This is a genomic window from Hymenobacter latericoloratus (genome assembly GCF_014199535.1).
GTDB classification, from domain to species: domain Bacteria; phylum Bacteroidota; class Bacteroidia; order Cytophagales; family Hymenobacteraceae; genus Hymenobacter; species Hymenobacter latericoloratus.
This window is the reverse complement of the sequence record NZ_JACHNV010000016.1, coordinates 1-14559: the sequence shown is the minus strand read 5'-3', so window position 1 is coordinate 14559 and position 14559 is coordinate 1. Positions and strand designations below refer to the sequence as shown.

Annotated in this window: 15 protein-coding genes; 2 read left to right on the top strand and 13 right to left on the bottom strand. The window is 64.1% G+C overall.

Annotation, left to right across the window (positions count from 1 at the left end; all coding sequences use genetic code 11):
• Positions 1-123: 123 nt before the first annotated feature.
• Positions 124-3195, bottom strand: coding sequence for a Tn3 family transposase (locus GGU46_RS21600; RefSeq protein ID WP_183405588.1), 3072 nt, complete (start codon positions 3193-3195; stop codon positions 124-126).
• A 4-nt stretch (positions 3196-3199) separates the two neighbouring features.
• Entirely contained in the window at positions 3200-3772 is a 573-nt protein-coding gene (locus GGU46_RS21595) for a recombinase family protein (RefSeq protein WP_183405587.1), read from the bottom strand.
• A 206-nt stretch (positions 3773-3978) separates the two neighbouring features.
• Between GGU46_RS21595 and GGU46_RS21590 the strand changes: the two genes are divergently transcribed.
• Positions 3979-4497 (top strand): hypothetical protein, encoded by a 519-nt coding sequence (locus tag GGU46_RS21590; RefSeq protein WP_183405586.1) that lies wholly within the window; start codon positions 3979-3981, stop codon positions 4495-4497.
• Between the two features lie 128 nt (positions 4498-4625).
• On the opposite strand, the gene GGU46_RS21585 is transcribed toward GGU46_RS21590, so the two are convergent.
• The 11 genes from GGU46_RS21585 to GGU46_RS21535 form a co-directional block, all read right to left on the bottom strand.
• Complete coding sequence (locus GGU46_RS21585; RefSeq protein WP_183405585.1) at positions 4626-5162, bottom strand: pyridoxamine 5'-phosphate oxidase family protein; 537 nt, start codon at positions 5160-5162, stop codon at positions 4626-4628.
• A 205-nt stretch (positions 5163-5367) separates the two neighbouring features.
• The gene (locus GGU46_RS21580; RefSeq protein WP_183405584.1) at positions 5368-6006 is read right to left on the bottom strand and encodes an NAD(P)-dependent oxidoreductase; all 639 of its coding nucleotides are present in this window, start codon (positions 6004-6006) and stop codon (positions 5368-5370) included.
• Positions 6007-6012: 6 nt separating this feature from the next.
• Complete coding sequence (locus GGU46_RS21575; protein ID WP_183405583.1) at positions 6013-6438, bottom strand: YybH family protein; 426 nt, start codon at positions 6436-6438, stop codon at positions 6013-6015.
• A gap of 189 nt (positions 6439-6627) precedes the next feature.
• Positions 6628-7545, bottom strand: a complete 918-nt coding sequence (locus GGU46_RS21570) for a helix-turn-helix transcriptional regulator (protein ID WP_183405582.1) — start codon at positions 7543-7545, stop codon at positions 6628-6630.
• 29 nt (positions 7546-7574) lie between these two features.
• Positions 7575-9026 carry an MFS transporter gene (locus GGU46_RS21565; RefSeq protein WP_183405581.1) on the bottom strand — a complete coding sequence of 484 codons (1452 nt, stop codon included), beginning with the start codon at positions 9024-9026 and terminating at the stop codon, positions 7575-7577.
• Between the two features lie 48 nt (positions 9027-9074).
• Positions 9075-10091: an NAD(P)/FAD-dependent oxidoreductase gene (locus GGU46_RS21560; RefSeq protein ID WP_183405580.1), complete on the bottom strand. Its 1017-nt coding sequence runs from the start codon at positions 10089-10091 to the stop codon at positions 9075-9077.
• A gap of 36 nt (positions 10092-10127) precedes the next feature.
• Positions 10128-10664: a DUF2480 family protein gene (locus GGU46_RS21555; RefSeq protein ID WP_183405579.1), complete on the bottom strand. Its 537-nt coding sequence runs from the start codon at positions 10662-10664 to the stop codon at positions 10128-10130.
• Between the two features lie 2 nt (positions 10665-10666).
• Complete coding sequence (locus tag GGU46_RS21550) at positions 10667-11254, bottom strand: NADPH-dependent FMN reductase (RefSeq protein ID WP_183405578.1); 588 nt, start codon at positions 11252-11254, stop codon at positions 10667-10669.
• Positions 11255-11272: 18 nt separating this feature from the next.
• Positions 11273-11887 carry a superoxide dismutase gene (locus tag GGU46_RS21545; protein WP_183405577.1) on the bottom strand — a complete coding sequence of 205 codons (615 nt, stop codon included), beginning with the start codon at positions 11885-11887 and terminating at the stop codon, positions 11273-11275.
• A gap of 128 nt (positions 11888-12015) precedes the next feature.
• The gene (locus tag GGU46_RS21540; RefSeq protein ID WP_183405576.1) at positions 12016-12666 is read right to left on the bottom strand and encodes a helix-turn-helix transcriptional regulator; all 651 of its coding nucleotides are present in this window, start codon (positions 12664-12666) and stop codon (positions 12016-12018) included.
• A 381-nt stretch (positions 12667-13047) separates the two neighbouring features.
• Positions 13048-14016 carry a S41 family peptidase gene (locus tag GGU46_RS21535; RefSeq protein ID WP_183405575.1) on the bottom strand — a complete coding sequence of 323 codons (969 nt, stop codon included), beginning with the start codon at positions 14014-14016 and terminating at the stop codon, positions 13048-13050.
• 199 nt (positions 14017-14215) lie between these two features.
• Between GGU46_RS21535 and GGU46_RS21530 the strand changes: the two genes are divergently transcribed.
• Positions 14216-14551, top strand: a complete 336-nt coding sequence (locus tag GGU46_RS21530) for a transposase (protein ID WP_183405574.1) — start codon at positions 14216-14218, stop codon at positions 14549-14551.
• Positions 14552-14559: the final 8 nt, after the last annotated feature.

Genomic DNA, 14559 nt, shown 5'->3' with positions numbered 1-14559 from the left:
CGGGGGCCACACCGTGCTGGGCTTGTGGCAGGCCAAGGCCCCGGGCCAGCCGCTGACCAGCTACGTGCTGCCCGGCGCGCTGACGGCCGACCTATGGCCTTGGTTAAAAGTTTGGTACAAAAGTTAAACGGCCGGGGCCGGCGGCTCCTCCCACCGGAAGGCAAATAGCGCATCTAGATCAAAGCGGAGCGAATCTTTCAGGGACTCGTCGGAGAAATCGAATTCCCCGTGCAGATTGATGTGCTGCCAGCTTACGGGCGAGCTGGCGGCGATGGCGTCGGCCACGGCTTGCCGCTCGGCGGCCGGAGCCTGCAACAGGTACTGATTCAGATAGAGGCAATTCCAGCACACAATCACGTTTTGCACCAGCCGCTTGCAGGCGTCGGCCACCTGCTGCTCTTCCTTGCCGGCGTACGGCAGTTGCCCGTTCTGGCCGTAGAACACGGCCCGGGCAAACGAGTGCGTGCTTTCGAGTTTATCGAGTTGCTCGTCGATGCGCTTGCGCAGCCCCTGGTCGTCCATGTAGCGCAGCAGGAATTCGGTCTTGACCGCCCGGCCCAACTCGCGCAGGGCCAGGTAGACCGGGTGGTGCTGCGAATAGGAATTGAGCCGCCTGAGCACGGTGGAGGCCGTCACGTGTTTGTGCTTGAGGCTTACCACCAGCCGCACCAGCGTGTCCCACTGCGCCTCGATCAGCGCCCGGTCCAGGCGCTTGACCGGCGCCAGGCCGTGGGTCGTCAGATCCGGCACCTCCATCCCGGCGAAGGCGTAGAGTTGCTGGTCCTGGAACGACTGAATGCGCGGGGCAAAGGCTACTTGTATCAGGAAGGTGACGGCGAAGTTGACTTCCGTAAAGCCATGCGTGTCGGTGGAGTGGATGGTGGATTCGACCACGTCGTTGTGCAGCAGCCCGTCGAGCAGGTAGGCCGCCTCGCGCTCGGAGGCGTTGATGGTAACCGAGTGGAACAGCCGGTGCCGGTCGTCGAGGAAGCCGTAGGAGACGATGCCTTTGTCCTGGCCGAAGTACTTGTAGGAGTGGGTGGCGTGGATGGAGTCGACGGCCACGTAGTATTTCTGCCCGTCGGAGGAGGTATGGGTCTGGCTGGGGTCGCGCCGAAACAAGCGGCTCACGGGCAGCTTGCCGGTCAGGGCCAGGACCGCGTCGTTCGCGCGGCGCAGGTTTTCCAGCGAGAGGTACCAGTTCACCGTGTTTTCTAGGGTAGACTGCGCTACCTGCTTGGTGGCATGGGCCATGCGTGTCAGGCCCAGGTTGCAGCCGTAGGCCATCACGGCGGCGAAGAACACGCGTGCGGCCGGCCGGGGCGGGCGGTGGCGTGGGTTCCAGTGCTCCAAACATTCGGTGAAGCGGCACGCCTGGTCGACCGTGTGCAGGGCCTCGTGCAGCGAAATCAGGCCCGGCGCGGGAAACAGCGGCCGGGGCGGCGGGGCTTCCTCGTCCGCCGGTCGGGCAGGGGGCAGGAAGCGGGGCCGCCCGCCCCCGGCCCGCGGCTGTACGCCGGGATTGGTGCCCGCCGCCAGCCGGTCAAAGGTGCGGGCAAACGCCGCCGCCAGCTGGGCCTGGAGCGCGTCCAGGAAGGGCGTTGGCTCACGCAGGTGCGTCAGGTTCGTGCGCACAAGCAGCTCCTCCCGCTGTGCGGCCCACGCGGCCGCATCGAGCAAATAGGTATCAAAGGGACGGTAGCGCAGCGAGTGCGTCAGGTTGAGCTTGCCCGCTTTCAGGTGGTCGGCCACGTAGCCTACCAACAACGCTTTATAGAGCGAGACGGGGCTGGCGGCCTCGGCCAGGGCCGCCCGTTCAACTGGTTTGAGAAAGCTGGTGGGTAGCTGGCTGCCCAGCTGGCCGTCGCGGGTCCGGTAGTGCTGCAAGGCCTGGGCCAAGGGACTGTCGGCCGGGCCGTCGTAGGCCACGCGGCGCAGGATATCGCCCAACCGCCGCTGCAGGGCGCGGGAGCGTTCCTCGATCACCTGATAATACGGGCCGCTGGCGCTGCCCCCGCCGCCCTGGCGCAGCTGCTGGGCGGACGTGCGCACCTGCGTGAAGGCCGTCACGTCCGGCGTGTGCAGCCAGGCCAGCAGGGCGGCTACTTTCTCGTCGTTGGTGCGATCAAAGGCAAAGGCCATGTGCTCCAGGGCGGCGAGGGCCGCGCTGTGGGCCACCACGCCGTCGAGCACCTGCCGCCACTGCGCGGCCGTGTCCTGCTGCTGGCGGTAGACGCGCTCCTGCGTGTCGCGCTGCGCCGCGTTGCGGTGGGTCTGCACGGCCTGCAGTAGCGTCTCGGTGAGCAGGTCCCCGACCTGATAATACTGGTAGACGAGAAAGCAGAGCACCATCAGGTATTTCTTGTCGGCCTGCTGCCGCACCTGAAAGACCTGCGCCCGCTCCACGTAGCGGGCGTAGTAGCGCACCATTTCTTCCGACAAGTCCAGCGCCTGCACGATGGGGTACACCTGCCCAAACAGGGCCTGCAGCACGGCGTAGTCCTGCACGTTGGCGCGGATGGCGGCGGCGCGCATCAGTTCCCGGCTGCGCTTGAGCGTGGTTAGGCGGTAGGGCCGGTGGGAATGGGCCGGCTCGTCGGCCTCAGTGGCAAACAAGCCGTCGAGTTGCTGGCGCACGGCGGGCGTGAGCAACGCGGCGAGTTGGGTCGTCAGTTGCTGCTCGACCGTGCGGAAGGCGTCCGTGACGACGCCGGCCAGCGCGGCGTAGGTCGGTACCTCCCAGCGGCGGGCCCGCAGCGTGTCCACGGCCGAGCGGAAGACGGCGGTCGGGTTCATCTGCTGGCGGGCGAAGTGAGTCACCTGCGCCCGCACGGCCGCTTCGACCTGCTCGAAGGGGGCCACGCCGCACTGCTGCAAAATGAGCTGGCGGTGGTGGAAGCGCGTGGCTTTGTCGTAGCGCTCCCACGCGACCGGGCCCAGGCGGTAGCGCTGCTGCACGTGTGCCAAGTCGGCGGCCCGGAACCGGTCGGCCGGGTAAAAGCGCCCGGTGGCCTGAAAGTAGCTCACCTGCACCGCGAAGCCGCCCCGGCTGTGGGGCGTGACCAGGCTGCTGAGCACCTGCGTGGCCCAGTCGGGCAGGTGGCAGTAGAGCTTGCGCTGGGTGGCGGTCCACTTGGGCGGGTGCTCAAACGCGCGCCGCTGGGCGTCGTCGAGCAAGGGCAGGTGCCGGGCCACGACCTTAGCGGGCAGTAGCCGTTTGCCCAGCCAGCTGCCGGCGGTAGCGCTTGACGCTGGACTCGCTGACGCCTGTGGCGGCCACAGTCTGGTGCACCGACATGCCGGCGGCCAAGCAGGCCTGCACCTTGGCCAGTTTGGCCGCGTCCACCCCGGCACGGCGGCCCAGGTGCTTGCCCTGCGCCTTGGCCAGGGCGATGCCCGCCGTGGCCCGCTCGCGGATGCTCTCGCGGTCGTACTCGGCCAGGGCGGCGAAAATGCCCAGCACCAGCCGCCCAGCGGGAGTCGCCGTGTCGATGCCCAGGTCCAGGGCGACGAAGCGAACTTGACGGGCGTGCAGGTCGGCCACCACCTGCATGATGTGGGCGCTGTTGCGGCCCAGCCGGTTCAGGCGGGCCACGGTTACCGTGTCGCCGGCACGCAAGGTAGCTAGTAGCTCGGTGAGTACCGGCCGCTGGGTGGTGGTGCCGCTGATTTTTTCCTGAAACAGGCGGTCAACGCCCGCCGCTTTGAGTTGCTCCAGTTGGGTGTCGAGGTGTTGGTCTTTGGCCGAGACGCGGGCGTAGCCGAACTGCATACAAGTGGGTCAAGAAGGTGGGGCCAGCAAGATACACGGGTGGCCCCACTTTCTGGCCCCGATCTTACATATTCACAGCCCTCTAATGACTGGGTCCAGGAAGGTGTACCTTTCTGGCTCCTACCGCCGCGCAGCAGGACGGGTTGACACGCCCACCGAGTAACCGCTCGTTTAACCTTTGTACCAACCTTTTAACCAAGGCCACCATGCGCCTGACGGTGCTGCACCAGTACGCGCTGGGTGTGGTCCAGGTCGATGCGGCCGGGGGCAAAGCGCTGCAGGACCGTTTGCACAGCATCAAGTGGCACCTTTGGCACGGCAACGCCGAGCGGGCGGTGGAAAAAATACTGGACCTGGACGATATCGTGGCCACGCATCAAGACGACCCGCTCGTGACCAAGAAATATGGCAAGTTGAGGCCGTTAAGCAGATTAATTGCTGATTTTAACACTTATGTGGAGCAGAACAGGTACTTTATTGTGGACTACTCCGAGCGCCATCACTATGGCGAACGGGTGTCTACGGGCTTTGTAGAATCAGCCGTCAACCAGGTGCTGGCCAAGCGGATGGTGAAGCGGCAACAAATGCAGTGGACCAAGAAAGGCGCGCACCTGCTCGTACAGGCCCGCACGAAAGTGCTTAACGAGGAATGGGAAGACTGTTTTCGGCAGCAGTATCCGGGCTTCCGGTCAGTGCCAGCAGAGCCCCTACTGATGGCCGCTTAGCCTCATTGCCCCACACTTTTTGATGCTCTCCAACAATAGCCGAAGAGGGCCGCGGCCCAGCGGCGGGCACCCAGGGTTGGCAAAAGAGCACCCGATGACGCCCCATGCCTCCGAACGTTCTGGCGTTTTTATACGCTAAGATTTCCCTCAATCGAATCGTCCAAGGTCTTGCCTATGATGGCCCCTAGTGCGATTTTTGCGTAGGCGACGGCATTGCCGTGCTTCGTATCCCAGTAGTAGCCCTCTTGAGGAGTTACTTCCACCACTGTAATCCGTGGGTCGTCCTCTCCCTCCGTAAACCACGTTTTCAGCGCGGGATTCCATAGCTCCTTGATCCGGTCGTGGTCGGTTGAAATCGTGGCCGTACCGACGACACTCATAAAATCGGAGTGCGACGAGCCCTGAAACAGGAGTTGCACGGAGGGGTCGTGCTGAAGCTCCTGGTTTTTGTGGCTGTCAATGGAGCTTAGAAACCAGAAATGGCCCTGGTCGTCTACTTCCAATACGGCCATCGGGCGGGTTGTGGGCGCGTCGCTGCGGCGCAAGCTGGTGCTGAAGAAGCACGTATTGGTTTTGCCGGCCAACTCCTGCATTTTGGCGATGGCCTCGGCCGTGCGCAGGTCCTGATGATTCTGCTCCGGCTGCTGTTGGTTGATGCTATCCATGTCCTGTCGAAAAGGTGAAGGTGGAGGTTGCTTGAGTAGACTCCTGCGAACGGGGAAGAAGCCTCTGCAGGGCTATACGGCAAGGAAAGTAGAAGGGCCAGCCGGCGGTAGTGGGAAGGCGCTCAGGGGCGAATACCCCAGTAGCCAGTGCGGCCGAGGTGGGCCGCCTGCCCCCGCTGGCCGGGCTCCACCGAGGCAGCGCCTCCTAGTACGCCAGCGTTGGGGCTTGGTGCCGGTACTGCTCCGAGGAGAGCTGCTCCAGCATGAATTCCGCCACGTGCTCGCGCGTAATGCGCGAGCCGCCGCTGGGCAGCCGGCCCTCGGCCACGCGGTACTCCTCCTTATCCGGCTGGTCAATCAGCGTGCTGGGGCGCACCACGGTCCAGTCAATGTCCTGGGCTTGTTGGCGGAGATACGCTTCAAAGAGAATCATGTCGGCATAAACGTGACGCAGCAAGATACCGCGGATAAGGTATTTGTAGAACCACGTAAAGGACGGGTCGTGCGCGGGCACGCCGGCCGAGGTCAGGCCGATAAAGCGTTTGACACCCGCCGCGCGCATGGCCTCGATAACGTTACGCCCCCCTTCCGAAAACAGGGTGGTGCGCTGGGTGCCACGTCCTTGTCCTAGGGCCGAAAGCACTGCTTGCTGGCCGGCGAGGGCGGCGGGTAGCGTCGCGGGCTGCAGCACGTCGCCGGCCAGCACCTGCAAGCGCGGAGCCGCCATATCGGCCAGGGCTGCCGGGTTGCGCACGAGCGCCGTAACAATATGCCCATCCCGCAGGGCCTGTTTGACCAGCAGGCGGCCGGTCGGGCCGGTCGCCCCTAAAATAAGCAGGTCCATTATCAGTTATAGAAAAGTAGGGGTTGCCTGCGGCGCGTATGGGCCCCGCAGCAAATCAGCATTAAGCGCGCTGACGATGTGCCAGTGTCCGTGCTGCTGGCGCACGACGAGTTGCATGACGCCGTTACAGGGTGGCAGGGACTCGCCGGCCGGCGTTTCACTGCCGGTCGTGGTCCAATACACGGTGCCGACGGCGACGTCTTCCGTGACCGGATGCCAGTGGGTTTGATTCGGGGTAAACGTGGCGCGGCGCTGCACGTGGGTAAACGGGTACTGGTGCTGCGCGGCAATGCCCGCCCGCCCGCTGCCCGTTTGGCCCACGACGTCGGTGAAGGTCGCATCGTCCGCGAACAGCGCAACCAATTGGTCCGCATCATGCGCGTTCCACCGGGTCACAAACTCTTCTAAAAGCGCATTCCAAGCTGCGTGCATACAGGGTAGTTTTCGTGGCTGAGACCACCCCCTGACGGCCAGCCCAACCCCGGTGGCCGCTGCGCATCACCCGCTAGCAGCGTGCGAGCCGGCCAACCGGAGAGGACGCAGTAAGGGCAACTCTCACCACAAAAGTGCGCGGTCCCGGGGAGTAGCTAGTAGGCAATTTTCGCCCGATACCCGGACAAATCAGGCCTGTTTGCGGTAATCAGAGGGTGTATAGCCCGTGTGTTGGCGAAAAAACCGACCGAAGTAGGAGGTATCGGCAAAGCCAACCTGCTCGGCGATGGCCGTCACGCTCAGCTGGCTATGACGCAGCAGCAGCTGCGCTTCCTGCACCTGGGCACTGCTAATCCAGGCCGAGGCGGGCCGTCCCGTAACCTGGCGGGCGCAGCGGCTGAGGTAGTTGGGGGTGACGGCCAGCGCGTCGGCAAAGGCGTCTACCGTCCGGGGCGGCCCCGCGGGGCGGGCCAGCAGAGTCAGAAAGCGCCGCGTCAGGTGCTCGGCACTGCTGCCGGGCGGAGAGGGGGCTGCCGCGGCACGCTCGTATGGGCGGCGCAGGCCAAGCAGGGCCGCGTACAACAGCGCCCCGAGGACGGCCGTCGGGGCCTGCGCCTGGTATTCCTGGTGCAGCACGTGGAGCAGCGCCGCCAGCCGGTGGCTTTCCGCCGCCGACAGGACCAGCATCGGCTGCTCGTCCAGGGTGAGAAAGGCCAGCTCCGGCAGCAGGTCCGGGCCGCCGGGTAGGGCTTGGGCCAGAAACGTCGGCTCAAACAAGCAGAAAAATCCCCGTACGTCCGGGCTGAAAGCAAACGTGGCCGTCACCAGCCCCGCCGGCAGCAGCAGCACCGTGTGCGCCCGCACGGCCACCCGCTGCACGCCGCGCAAGTTCTCGCTGCTACCCTGGGTAAGGAGCAGGAAAGCATGAAAAGCGGGCCGGTGCGGGGCCGTCGGCACGCGCAGGTGCGAGGCCACCTCTTCTACCCGGTACAGTTGAAAGGGGGCCAGGACTGCCCCTTCGGCATGGCCGAACGCGTTCATGTAGCGCGCCGTGAAGGAGCCCGCCGAGTGTACTTCCGGTAACGCAGGAGCCGGTAAGGAGCCCATTAGCCGAGGGAAACGTTCGGGAGTGGTGGTTAGGAATCGGGGGTCGATGCGCGACGGGAGCTGGCATAGACCAAGGCCACGGCCGCCAGCGCCAGACTCGCAATCAGCCAGCAGGCGCCGTGCGTGCTGCGGACTAAAACGGGCACCGACGCCTGGCTGACATCCGCAAACCCGGCCCGGCGGATAAGCAGCGCAAATACCGACCCTACCAGGGCCGCGCCGGTAATCTGCCCCAAGGTACGCGTCTGCATCAGCAAGCCGCTGACCAGCCCGCGCTCGGCTAGCGGGGCCAGTGTAATGACCAAGGCATTGTTGGGGGTGCGAAACAGGGTGAAGCCCAGGCTGAGCAGCACCAGGCGCAGGCCCAGCAGCCAGTCAGACGGAACGGGCGGCAGAAAGGTCAGGCTGAGCGCCGCCAGCGCCATGAGTCCTACCCCCGCGAGCATGATTCGCTGCGCGCCGAAGCGGTCGGAAAAGTAGCCCGCGAAGGGGCTGAGCAGCGCCGTGGTGAGCGGCCCCACCGAGAGCAGCAGCCCAATGCGGGCGGGCGAGTAGTGGGCCGCGCCCGTCAGGAAGTACGTCAGCACGATGGTCGTGGCAATCATGATGGCCTGCACCAGCAGGCTGGCCAACAAGCTGGCGCTCAACGGACCATGGCGCAGCACGTGGGGGGCCAGAAACGGCTGCCGGACGCGCTGTTCGTAGGCCACAAAACCCGCCACGCCACCAGCCGCCGCCACCAGCAGCCCCAGCACCAGGGGACTGGCCAGGCCATCCGTTTCAATCCACGTCAGGCCCAGCGTGTAGCACGTCACCCACCCGGCCATCAGGCCCATGCCGGCCCAATCCACGCCCACGCCCGGCTGCGGGCCTGGCGCGCGTAGGCTGCGCTGCAGCAGCCCGTAGGCCAGCAGGCCCAGCGGCACGTTGACTAAAAACATGGCCTGCCAGCCTAGCCAGGTCAGCAACAGCCCCCCCAGAGTAGGACCGGCCGTCATGCCCACCGAGGCCACCGTGCTCAGCAGCCCGATGGTGCGACCCATGCGCTCCGGCGGCACCAGGTCCCCGCCCACGGCGTAGCTCAAGGCCAGGCAAACGGCCCCGCCGATGCCTTGTACGGCCCGGGCCGCGACGAGCAAGCCGATGGAGGAGCTACTGCCACACAGCAACGAGCCCAGGGTAAACAAGAGGGTTCCGGCCAGGTACACCCGTTTTTTGCCCAGCAGGTCGCCCAGCCGGCCCACGGCGGCCATGATGGCCGTGGTCACGAGCAGGTAGCTGAGCACCACCCACTGCACCGCCGCGAAGGGCTGGTGCAGCTCGCGCGCCAGCGTGGGCAGGGCCACGTTCACGATGTTGGAATCCAGGCCCGCCATGAACAACACCACCGACACGCCCAGCAGCCCCCACCGGTGGCGCGCAGCCGATAGGCGGGCGGGCGCAGGGGCGGGTGGGGTAGCGAAGGGAAGCAAGGAAGCCATAGATGCAAGGCAGGAGAAAAAGGGTGGATTCCCAGCGCGGTGGCGCCGCTACAAGGTCGGTACGCCGTTGACGGTGGTGTATTTGAGCACGTACTTTTTGTCGGGGAAGAGGTAGTGGTACGCGCCCTGGGCCATGAGCGCGGCTTCGTGGAAGCCGCAGAGGATGAGCTTGAGCTTGCCCGGGTAGGTGTTGATGTCGCCGATGGCATAGATGCCCGGCACCGAGGTGGAGTAGTCCAGCGTGTTGACTCGCACGGCGTCGTCCTCAATGTCCAGCCCCCACTCGCCGATGGGGCCGAGCTTGGGCGTGAGGCCGAACAGCGGAATAAACGAATCTACCGCGACGCGGGTGGTGGCACCGCTGTTCGCGGTGATGGTCACCGCGTCGAGGTGGCCGTTGCCGTGTACGTGGCTCACGTTGGAGCTGAGCACCAGGTTCACCTTGCCCGCGTCGTGCAGGTCTTTCACCTTCTCGGCTGAGTCGGCGGCGCCGCGGAACGTGGTGCCGCGGTGCACCAGCGTCACCTCCTTGGCCACGCCCGCCAGGAAAATGGTCCAGTCCAGGGCCGAGTCGCCGCCGCCGGCAATGACCAGGCGCTGGTCGCGGAAGGCCTCCGGGTCGCGCACCATGTAGTGCACGCCGCGGCCGCCCTCGAAGCGGTCCAGCTCCTCAATGGCGGGCTTGCGCGGCTCGAACGAGCCCAGGCCGCCGGCGATGCAGATGGCCCGGCAGTGGATGACGGTGCCGTCGGCCGTGAGCAGGTGGAACGAGCCGTCTTCGAGCTTCTCGAACCGCTCTACCCGCTCGCCCAGGGTGAAGGTGGGGTGGAAGGGCTCGATCTGGCGCATCAGGTTATGAATCAGGTCGCCGGCCAGCACCTCGGGGTAGCCCGGAATGTCGTAGATGGGCTTCTTCGGGTAGATTTCCGACAGTTGGCCGCCCACCTGTGGCAGCGCGTCGACGACGTGGCAGCGGAGCTTGAGCAGACCGGCTTCGAATACGGCAAACAGCCCCACGGGGCCGGCGCCGATGATGCAAAGGTCGGTGGTGATGACGTCCTTCATGGAGCGAATGGAAGTTAGTAGTAGAAGGCGCTGCGGCTAGCTCGGGTCTTTCGCAGACCGGGCGCCGGCAATGACTTGTTTGTAAATGGGCACGGCGTAGCCCGGCTCGCCGCACATCAGCGAGGCCACCACCGGCAGCAGCAGCCGGCCAGCCTGCACGTAGAGCTCGGCCGGCACGGTGGCCTGGGCCTGCAGCACCACTTTTTTGCCGGCGTAGCTGGCCAGGTCGAGCGTTGTCTGCAGGTTGGCTACCCACTGCTGGAGGTGCCATTCGGCCGGGGGCAGCGTGCTGATGCTGGCCGCGTACGGCCGCAGCTGCGTAGCCACGAACAAGGGCGCCCAGTACGGCACCAAGGCATCGGTCGAGCAGCCGATACACACCGTCTGGCCGGTGTACTCCGACCAATCGGTGTGCAGCACCTGAGCCCGAAACTCCTTTTCGCGCAGCATCAGTCCCTGCACCAGGAAGGCACTGATATCTACCACCACGGGCGGAGTAGTCGGCTGAAACTGCCGTAAATCGAGCACCACGAGGCCGCTGGCGGCTACGCGGTTAATCACTTCATCGGCCATATTCAGGCGTTGATGGAAGGAAGGGCAAGAGTTGGAGTACTCGCTTGGGGTCCCACGTGCAGGGCCCGCGCCAACTCCCGGCTGAGCAGTTCCAGGCGGCTCTGCAGGGCCGGCGCCACCTGGCCGGTGGTTTTGTCCAGTTGCGTGCTCACCTGCTGCACGGGCACGGAGTAGGGCAGCGTCCAGGCGCGCAGCGCGTGGGCCACCTGCTCCAGGCCCAGAATGGCCTGCAGGGCCTGCTGCCCGTCCGAAAAGGCCACCAGGCCCACGTATTTGTCTTGCAGATAGCCCTGGGGCTGCAGATACTCCAGCCAGTCCAGGGCGTTTTTCAGGCTGCCCGTAAAGCTGCCGTGGTAGAGCGGCGTCAGCCAGACGAAGGCGTCTGCCTCGCCCGCCAACTGCAGCCAGCGGTGCACCGCCGGGGGAAGGTCCGCCGTGAGCGGGCCGAGCAGCGGCAGGCCCAGCTCGGCCACCGCCACGGCCTGGACGCGCACGGGGTGGGCGGCCAGGGCCGTGACGACGGCTTGCGTCAGGTGGTCGGCGCTGCGGCTGGCCAGGGCCGCGCCGTTAACGCACAAAATCGTTTTCATGCAAGTGAATCCAGCCAACTAGGCCGCTGTGGCTTCCTGAAAGCGACGGTTCACCTCGTCCCAGTTGATGAGGTTAAAGAAGGCCGCGATGTAGTCGGGGCGGCGGTTCTGGTAGTGCAGGTAGTAGGCGTGCTCCCACACGTCGAGGCCCAGCAGCGGGGTACCGGCCTGCTCGGCCACGTCCATCAGCGGGTTGTCCTGGTTGGGCGTGCTGCTCACGGTCAGCGTGCCCTCCGGCTTCACCAGCAGCCAGGCCCAGCCGGAGCCGAAGCGGGTAGTAGCGGCTTTGGTGAATTCCTCCTTGAACTTCTCGTAGCTGCCGAAAGCCTGGGTAATGGCGTCGGCAACGGCGCCGGTGGGCTCCCCGCCGCCGGTGGGCGAGAGGATGGTCCAGAAAAACGAGTGATTCCAGTGGCCGCCGCCGTTGTTGCGCACCGCGGCCGGGGCCTTGGCGATGTTGCGCAGCATTTCCTCCAGCGACTTGCCTTCCAGCTCGTTGCCGGCAATGGCGTTGTTGAGGTTAGTCACATACGCCTGGTGGTGCTTCGTGTGGTGAATCTCCATCGTCTTGGCATCGAAGTGGGGCTCCAAGGCGTCGTTGGCGTAAGGCAGGGCAGGCAGTTCAAAGGCCATATTGAATGTAGGGTTAGGTGTTACCATCAATTTCTAGGACAAAAGTAAAAACCGCCCGGTCAATAAAACAACTTTTTACTTGTTCTATTGACCGGGCGGTTTTTTTCATCACCCAAGTACCTGATTCTCTAGACTCCGTCTGTTCGCTTTATTTCGTAGGCACAACGCCTTGCTCCTGCCAGAATATGGCTCACACGCTCCACTTGCACGTCCTCGCCTAGGACTTGGCTAAACGTACTCAACTCGGACCGGCAAAACTGCTGGCAGGTTTGGGCGGCAGCGCAGATGGGGCAATGATTTTCCACAAAAAGGTAGCCTACCTCGCTCGGCTGCCACTCCGCCATGTAGCCTTCCGCGCTGCGAATCTGCGCCAGGCGCGTCAGGCGCTCTTCCACGGTCGGGGCATCCTGCAGCGCTTGGGCGTAGCGCTGGGTAGTCAGCCGTTCCCGGTCGGTGATGATGGCCTCCATGGCCGCCGGCCCCAGCACCTGCTGAATGCCCTGTAATAGTTGTACAGTCAGTTCAGCGTGGGTATTGGGAAAACGGGCAGTACCGGCTTCCGTCAATTCGTAGAGCACCGTGGGCCGCCCGACGCCTTTCGCCGTCGAGGTAGACTGCACCAGGCCTTCTTCCTGCAGCCGCAGCAGTTGCAGCCGGGCCCCCTCGCTGGTCATGCCCAGTTCCTTCGCCAGTACACGGGCCGGTTGGGGACCGCGCGTTTTGAGCAGCAGCAAAAACCGCTCGGCAGCCGATTTGGTGGAGGCTCGGTAATTTTCCAATGGTTGTCTTGTTTAATTTCCGAAGGTACTACCTCTACCACAGATTTAGCCAGCAGGTTCCTTTTTCCCGCCCTGTTGCCTACTCGTTGCGTCCCTCCCCGCCAGCCAGGACAGCCCATCCATTCTTTGGATGGTATAAACATTCCTTTGAAATATGGCCTTGGTTAAAAGGTTGGTACAAAGGTTAAACGAGCAGTCACTCGGTGGGCGTGTCAACGCGTCCTACTGCGCGGAGGTAGGAGCCAGAAAGGTGCCCCATGCCGGCCCCCGTCAATTGGTGGGTGTTATGCCGGTGGAAACGGGGCCAGAAAGTGGAACCCCTCACGCATCCTGCTGGCCCCACCTGGTTGACCTGCTTGGCCCGCTCATGGATGCTGCCATTTAGTTCTTCGCTTGGTATTCTTCCCTAATCCAGCGAATGGCTTGCGGCACTACTTCGGCTGGCTTGAGCGGCTCGTCGGGGGCGATGGAGTGGCCATACCGTACCAGGCGGCGGTCGGCGAACACGGCGGTGGTCAGCAAGAGAACGGACCCATCAGACAAATCAAAGCGGCTTCGGCCGGTCGATACCCCGCACGTGCCCGCCCCAAAGCTTCGGGTGTGCTTTCGGGCTTTGAAGGCCACCGCCACGGCCTCGCCCGAACTGGCCGTTAGGGTATCGGTCAGCACGGCCACCACCGGGTTGGCAGACTTCAGCGTATAGTAATGGGCTGTTTCGGCCTGGATGTCGCCGTCCAGCAAGGCCTTGCCTTTTTCGTATCGCCACGCGGTTTTGGTATTATTCGAGTCAACAGAGTAGCCGAGCGTGTCTTCTCCCAAAACCGGGCCTATCCCCACGAGCATCGGCCACATATTCCCGCCCATATTCCCTCGCAAATCCACGAGCCAGCCTTTTAATTCGGGCGTATCCCGCTCCTTGATTTGGGCTTGCAAGCGGGTTATATACGCGTCCAGCTTTTCCTGACTGCCGACCACCCACGGAATTCGGATGTAGCCGATGTCCCCAGGAACCGGCTCGTCGGGGTATAGCGGGAATTGCTTAGCAGGGGGTATTTCAGGACCCTTCACCGGGCGGGCACCATAAAACTGTGTATGCTTATCGCCAAGAGCAGCGATGGCAAATTCAACCGCTGGATAGGCCTGCTCAATGGTGTTGGCGCCACTGGCTTCCGCGAGCATATTCTGCTTGAAAGTCACCCAGTTGATGGCCGCCCGATTAACGAAATTGGCTTGCAGTATCCGGACTACCTCCTCCACATAGTTCCGCACGGCAGGTGAGGGGGGCTTACGTTCGGCACTACAAGTCGCAAAGACGAAGAATAAAATGCTGCAGTAGAATAGCCGTTTCATCCGTCCAAGGTAAGATATGCCTAGCATACAGTTAGCCGCCCAGGGAGCCTCCGGCCACGCCCCCGCACCGACCACTTGCGCCCGGTCGTGGAGCATCTACTAGCCCAGGGCAACCGCCCGGCTCACTGGTGGCACGCGGAGAATGGCCCGCGCAGTGGTTCACGTGTGAATGACAGCCAAACGCCCGCTCGTTTAACCTTTGTACCAAACTTTTAACCAAGGCCACCTATTCGTGGCCGCGCTGGACGAGTACAGCCAAGCGCTGTCCGGTCCGACCGTGCTCGTGCTCGACAACGCCTCGGTGCACCGCGCCGCCTGCGTGCAGGCCCGCCACGGGGTGTGGGCCGCGCGCGGCTTGCGTTTACAATTCCTGCCTGCCTACTGCCCCGAGCTGAACCTGATCGAAATCCTCTGGCACCGCTGCAAGCACTACTGGCTCACCCCGGACGACTATCGCACCGAGCAAACCCTACGCGACAAGCTCGACTACCTCATGCCCAGAGTCGGAACTGAGTATACGGTTACTTTTAGCTGACCACTTAA

Coding starts and splice junctions, on each gene's coding strand:
- GGU46_RS21595 (WP_183405587.1), bottom strand. CDS start 3,772: ATGCAGTTCGGCTACGCCCGCGTCTCGGCCAAAGACCAACACCTCGAC.
- GGU46_RS21590 (WP_183405586.1), top strand. CDS start 3,979: ATGCGCCTGACGGTGCTGCACCAGTACGCGCTGGGTGTGGTCCAGGTC.
- GGU46_RS21585 (WP_183405585.1), bottom strand. CDS start 5,162: ATGGATAGCATCAACCAACAGCAGCCGGAGCAGAATCATCAGGACCTG.
- GGU46_RS21580 (WP_183405584.1), bottom strand. CDS start 6,006: ATGGACCTGCTTATTTTAGGGGCGACCGGCCCGACCGGCCGCCTGCTG.
- GGU46_RS21575 (WP_183405583.1), bottom strand. CDS start 6,438: ATGCACGCAGCTTGGAATGCGCTTTTAGAAGAGTTTGTGACCCGGTGG.
- GGU46_RS21570 (WP_183405582.1), bottom strand. CDS start 7,545: ATGGGCTCCTTACCGGCTCCTGCGTTACCGGAAGTACACTCGGCGGGC.
- GGU46_RS21565 (WP_183405581.1), bottom strand. CDS start 9,026: ATGGCTTCCTTGCTTCCCTTCGCTACCCCACCCGCCCCTGCGCCCGCC.
- GGU46_RS21560 (WP_183405580.1), bottom strand. CDS start 10,091: ATGAAGGACGTCATCACCACCGACCTTTGCATCATCGGCGCCGGCCCC.
- GGU46_RS21555 (WP_183405579.1), bottom strand. CDS start 10,664: ATGGCCGATGAAGTGATTAACCGCGTAGCCGCCAGCGGCCTCGTGGTG.
- GGU46_RS21550 (WP_183405578.1), bottom strand. CDS start 11,254: ATGAAAACGATTTTGTGCGTTAACGGCGCGGCCCTGGCCAGCCGCAGC.
- GGU46_RS21545 (WP_183405577.1), bottom strand. CDS start 11,887: ATGGCCTTTGAACTGCCTGCCCTGCCTTACGCCAACGACGCCTTGGAG.
- GGU46_RS21535 (WP_183405575.1), bottom strand. CDS start 14,016: ATGAAACGGCTATTCTACTGCAGCATTTTATTCTTCGTCTTTGCGACT.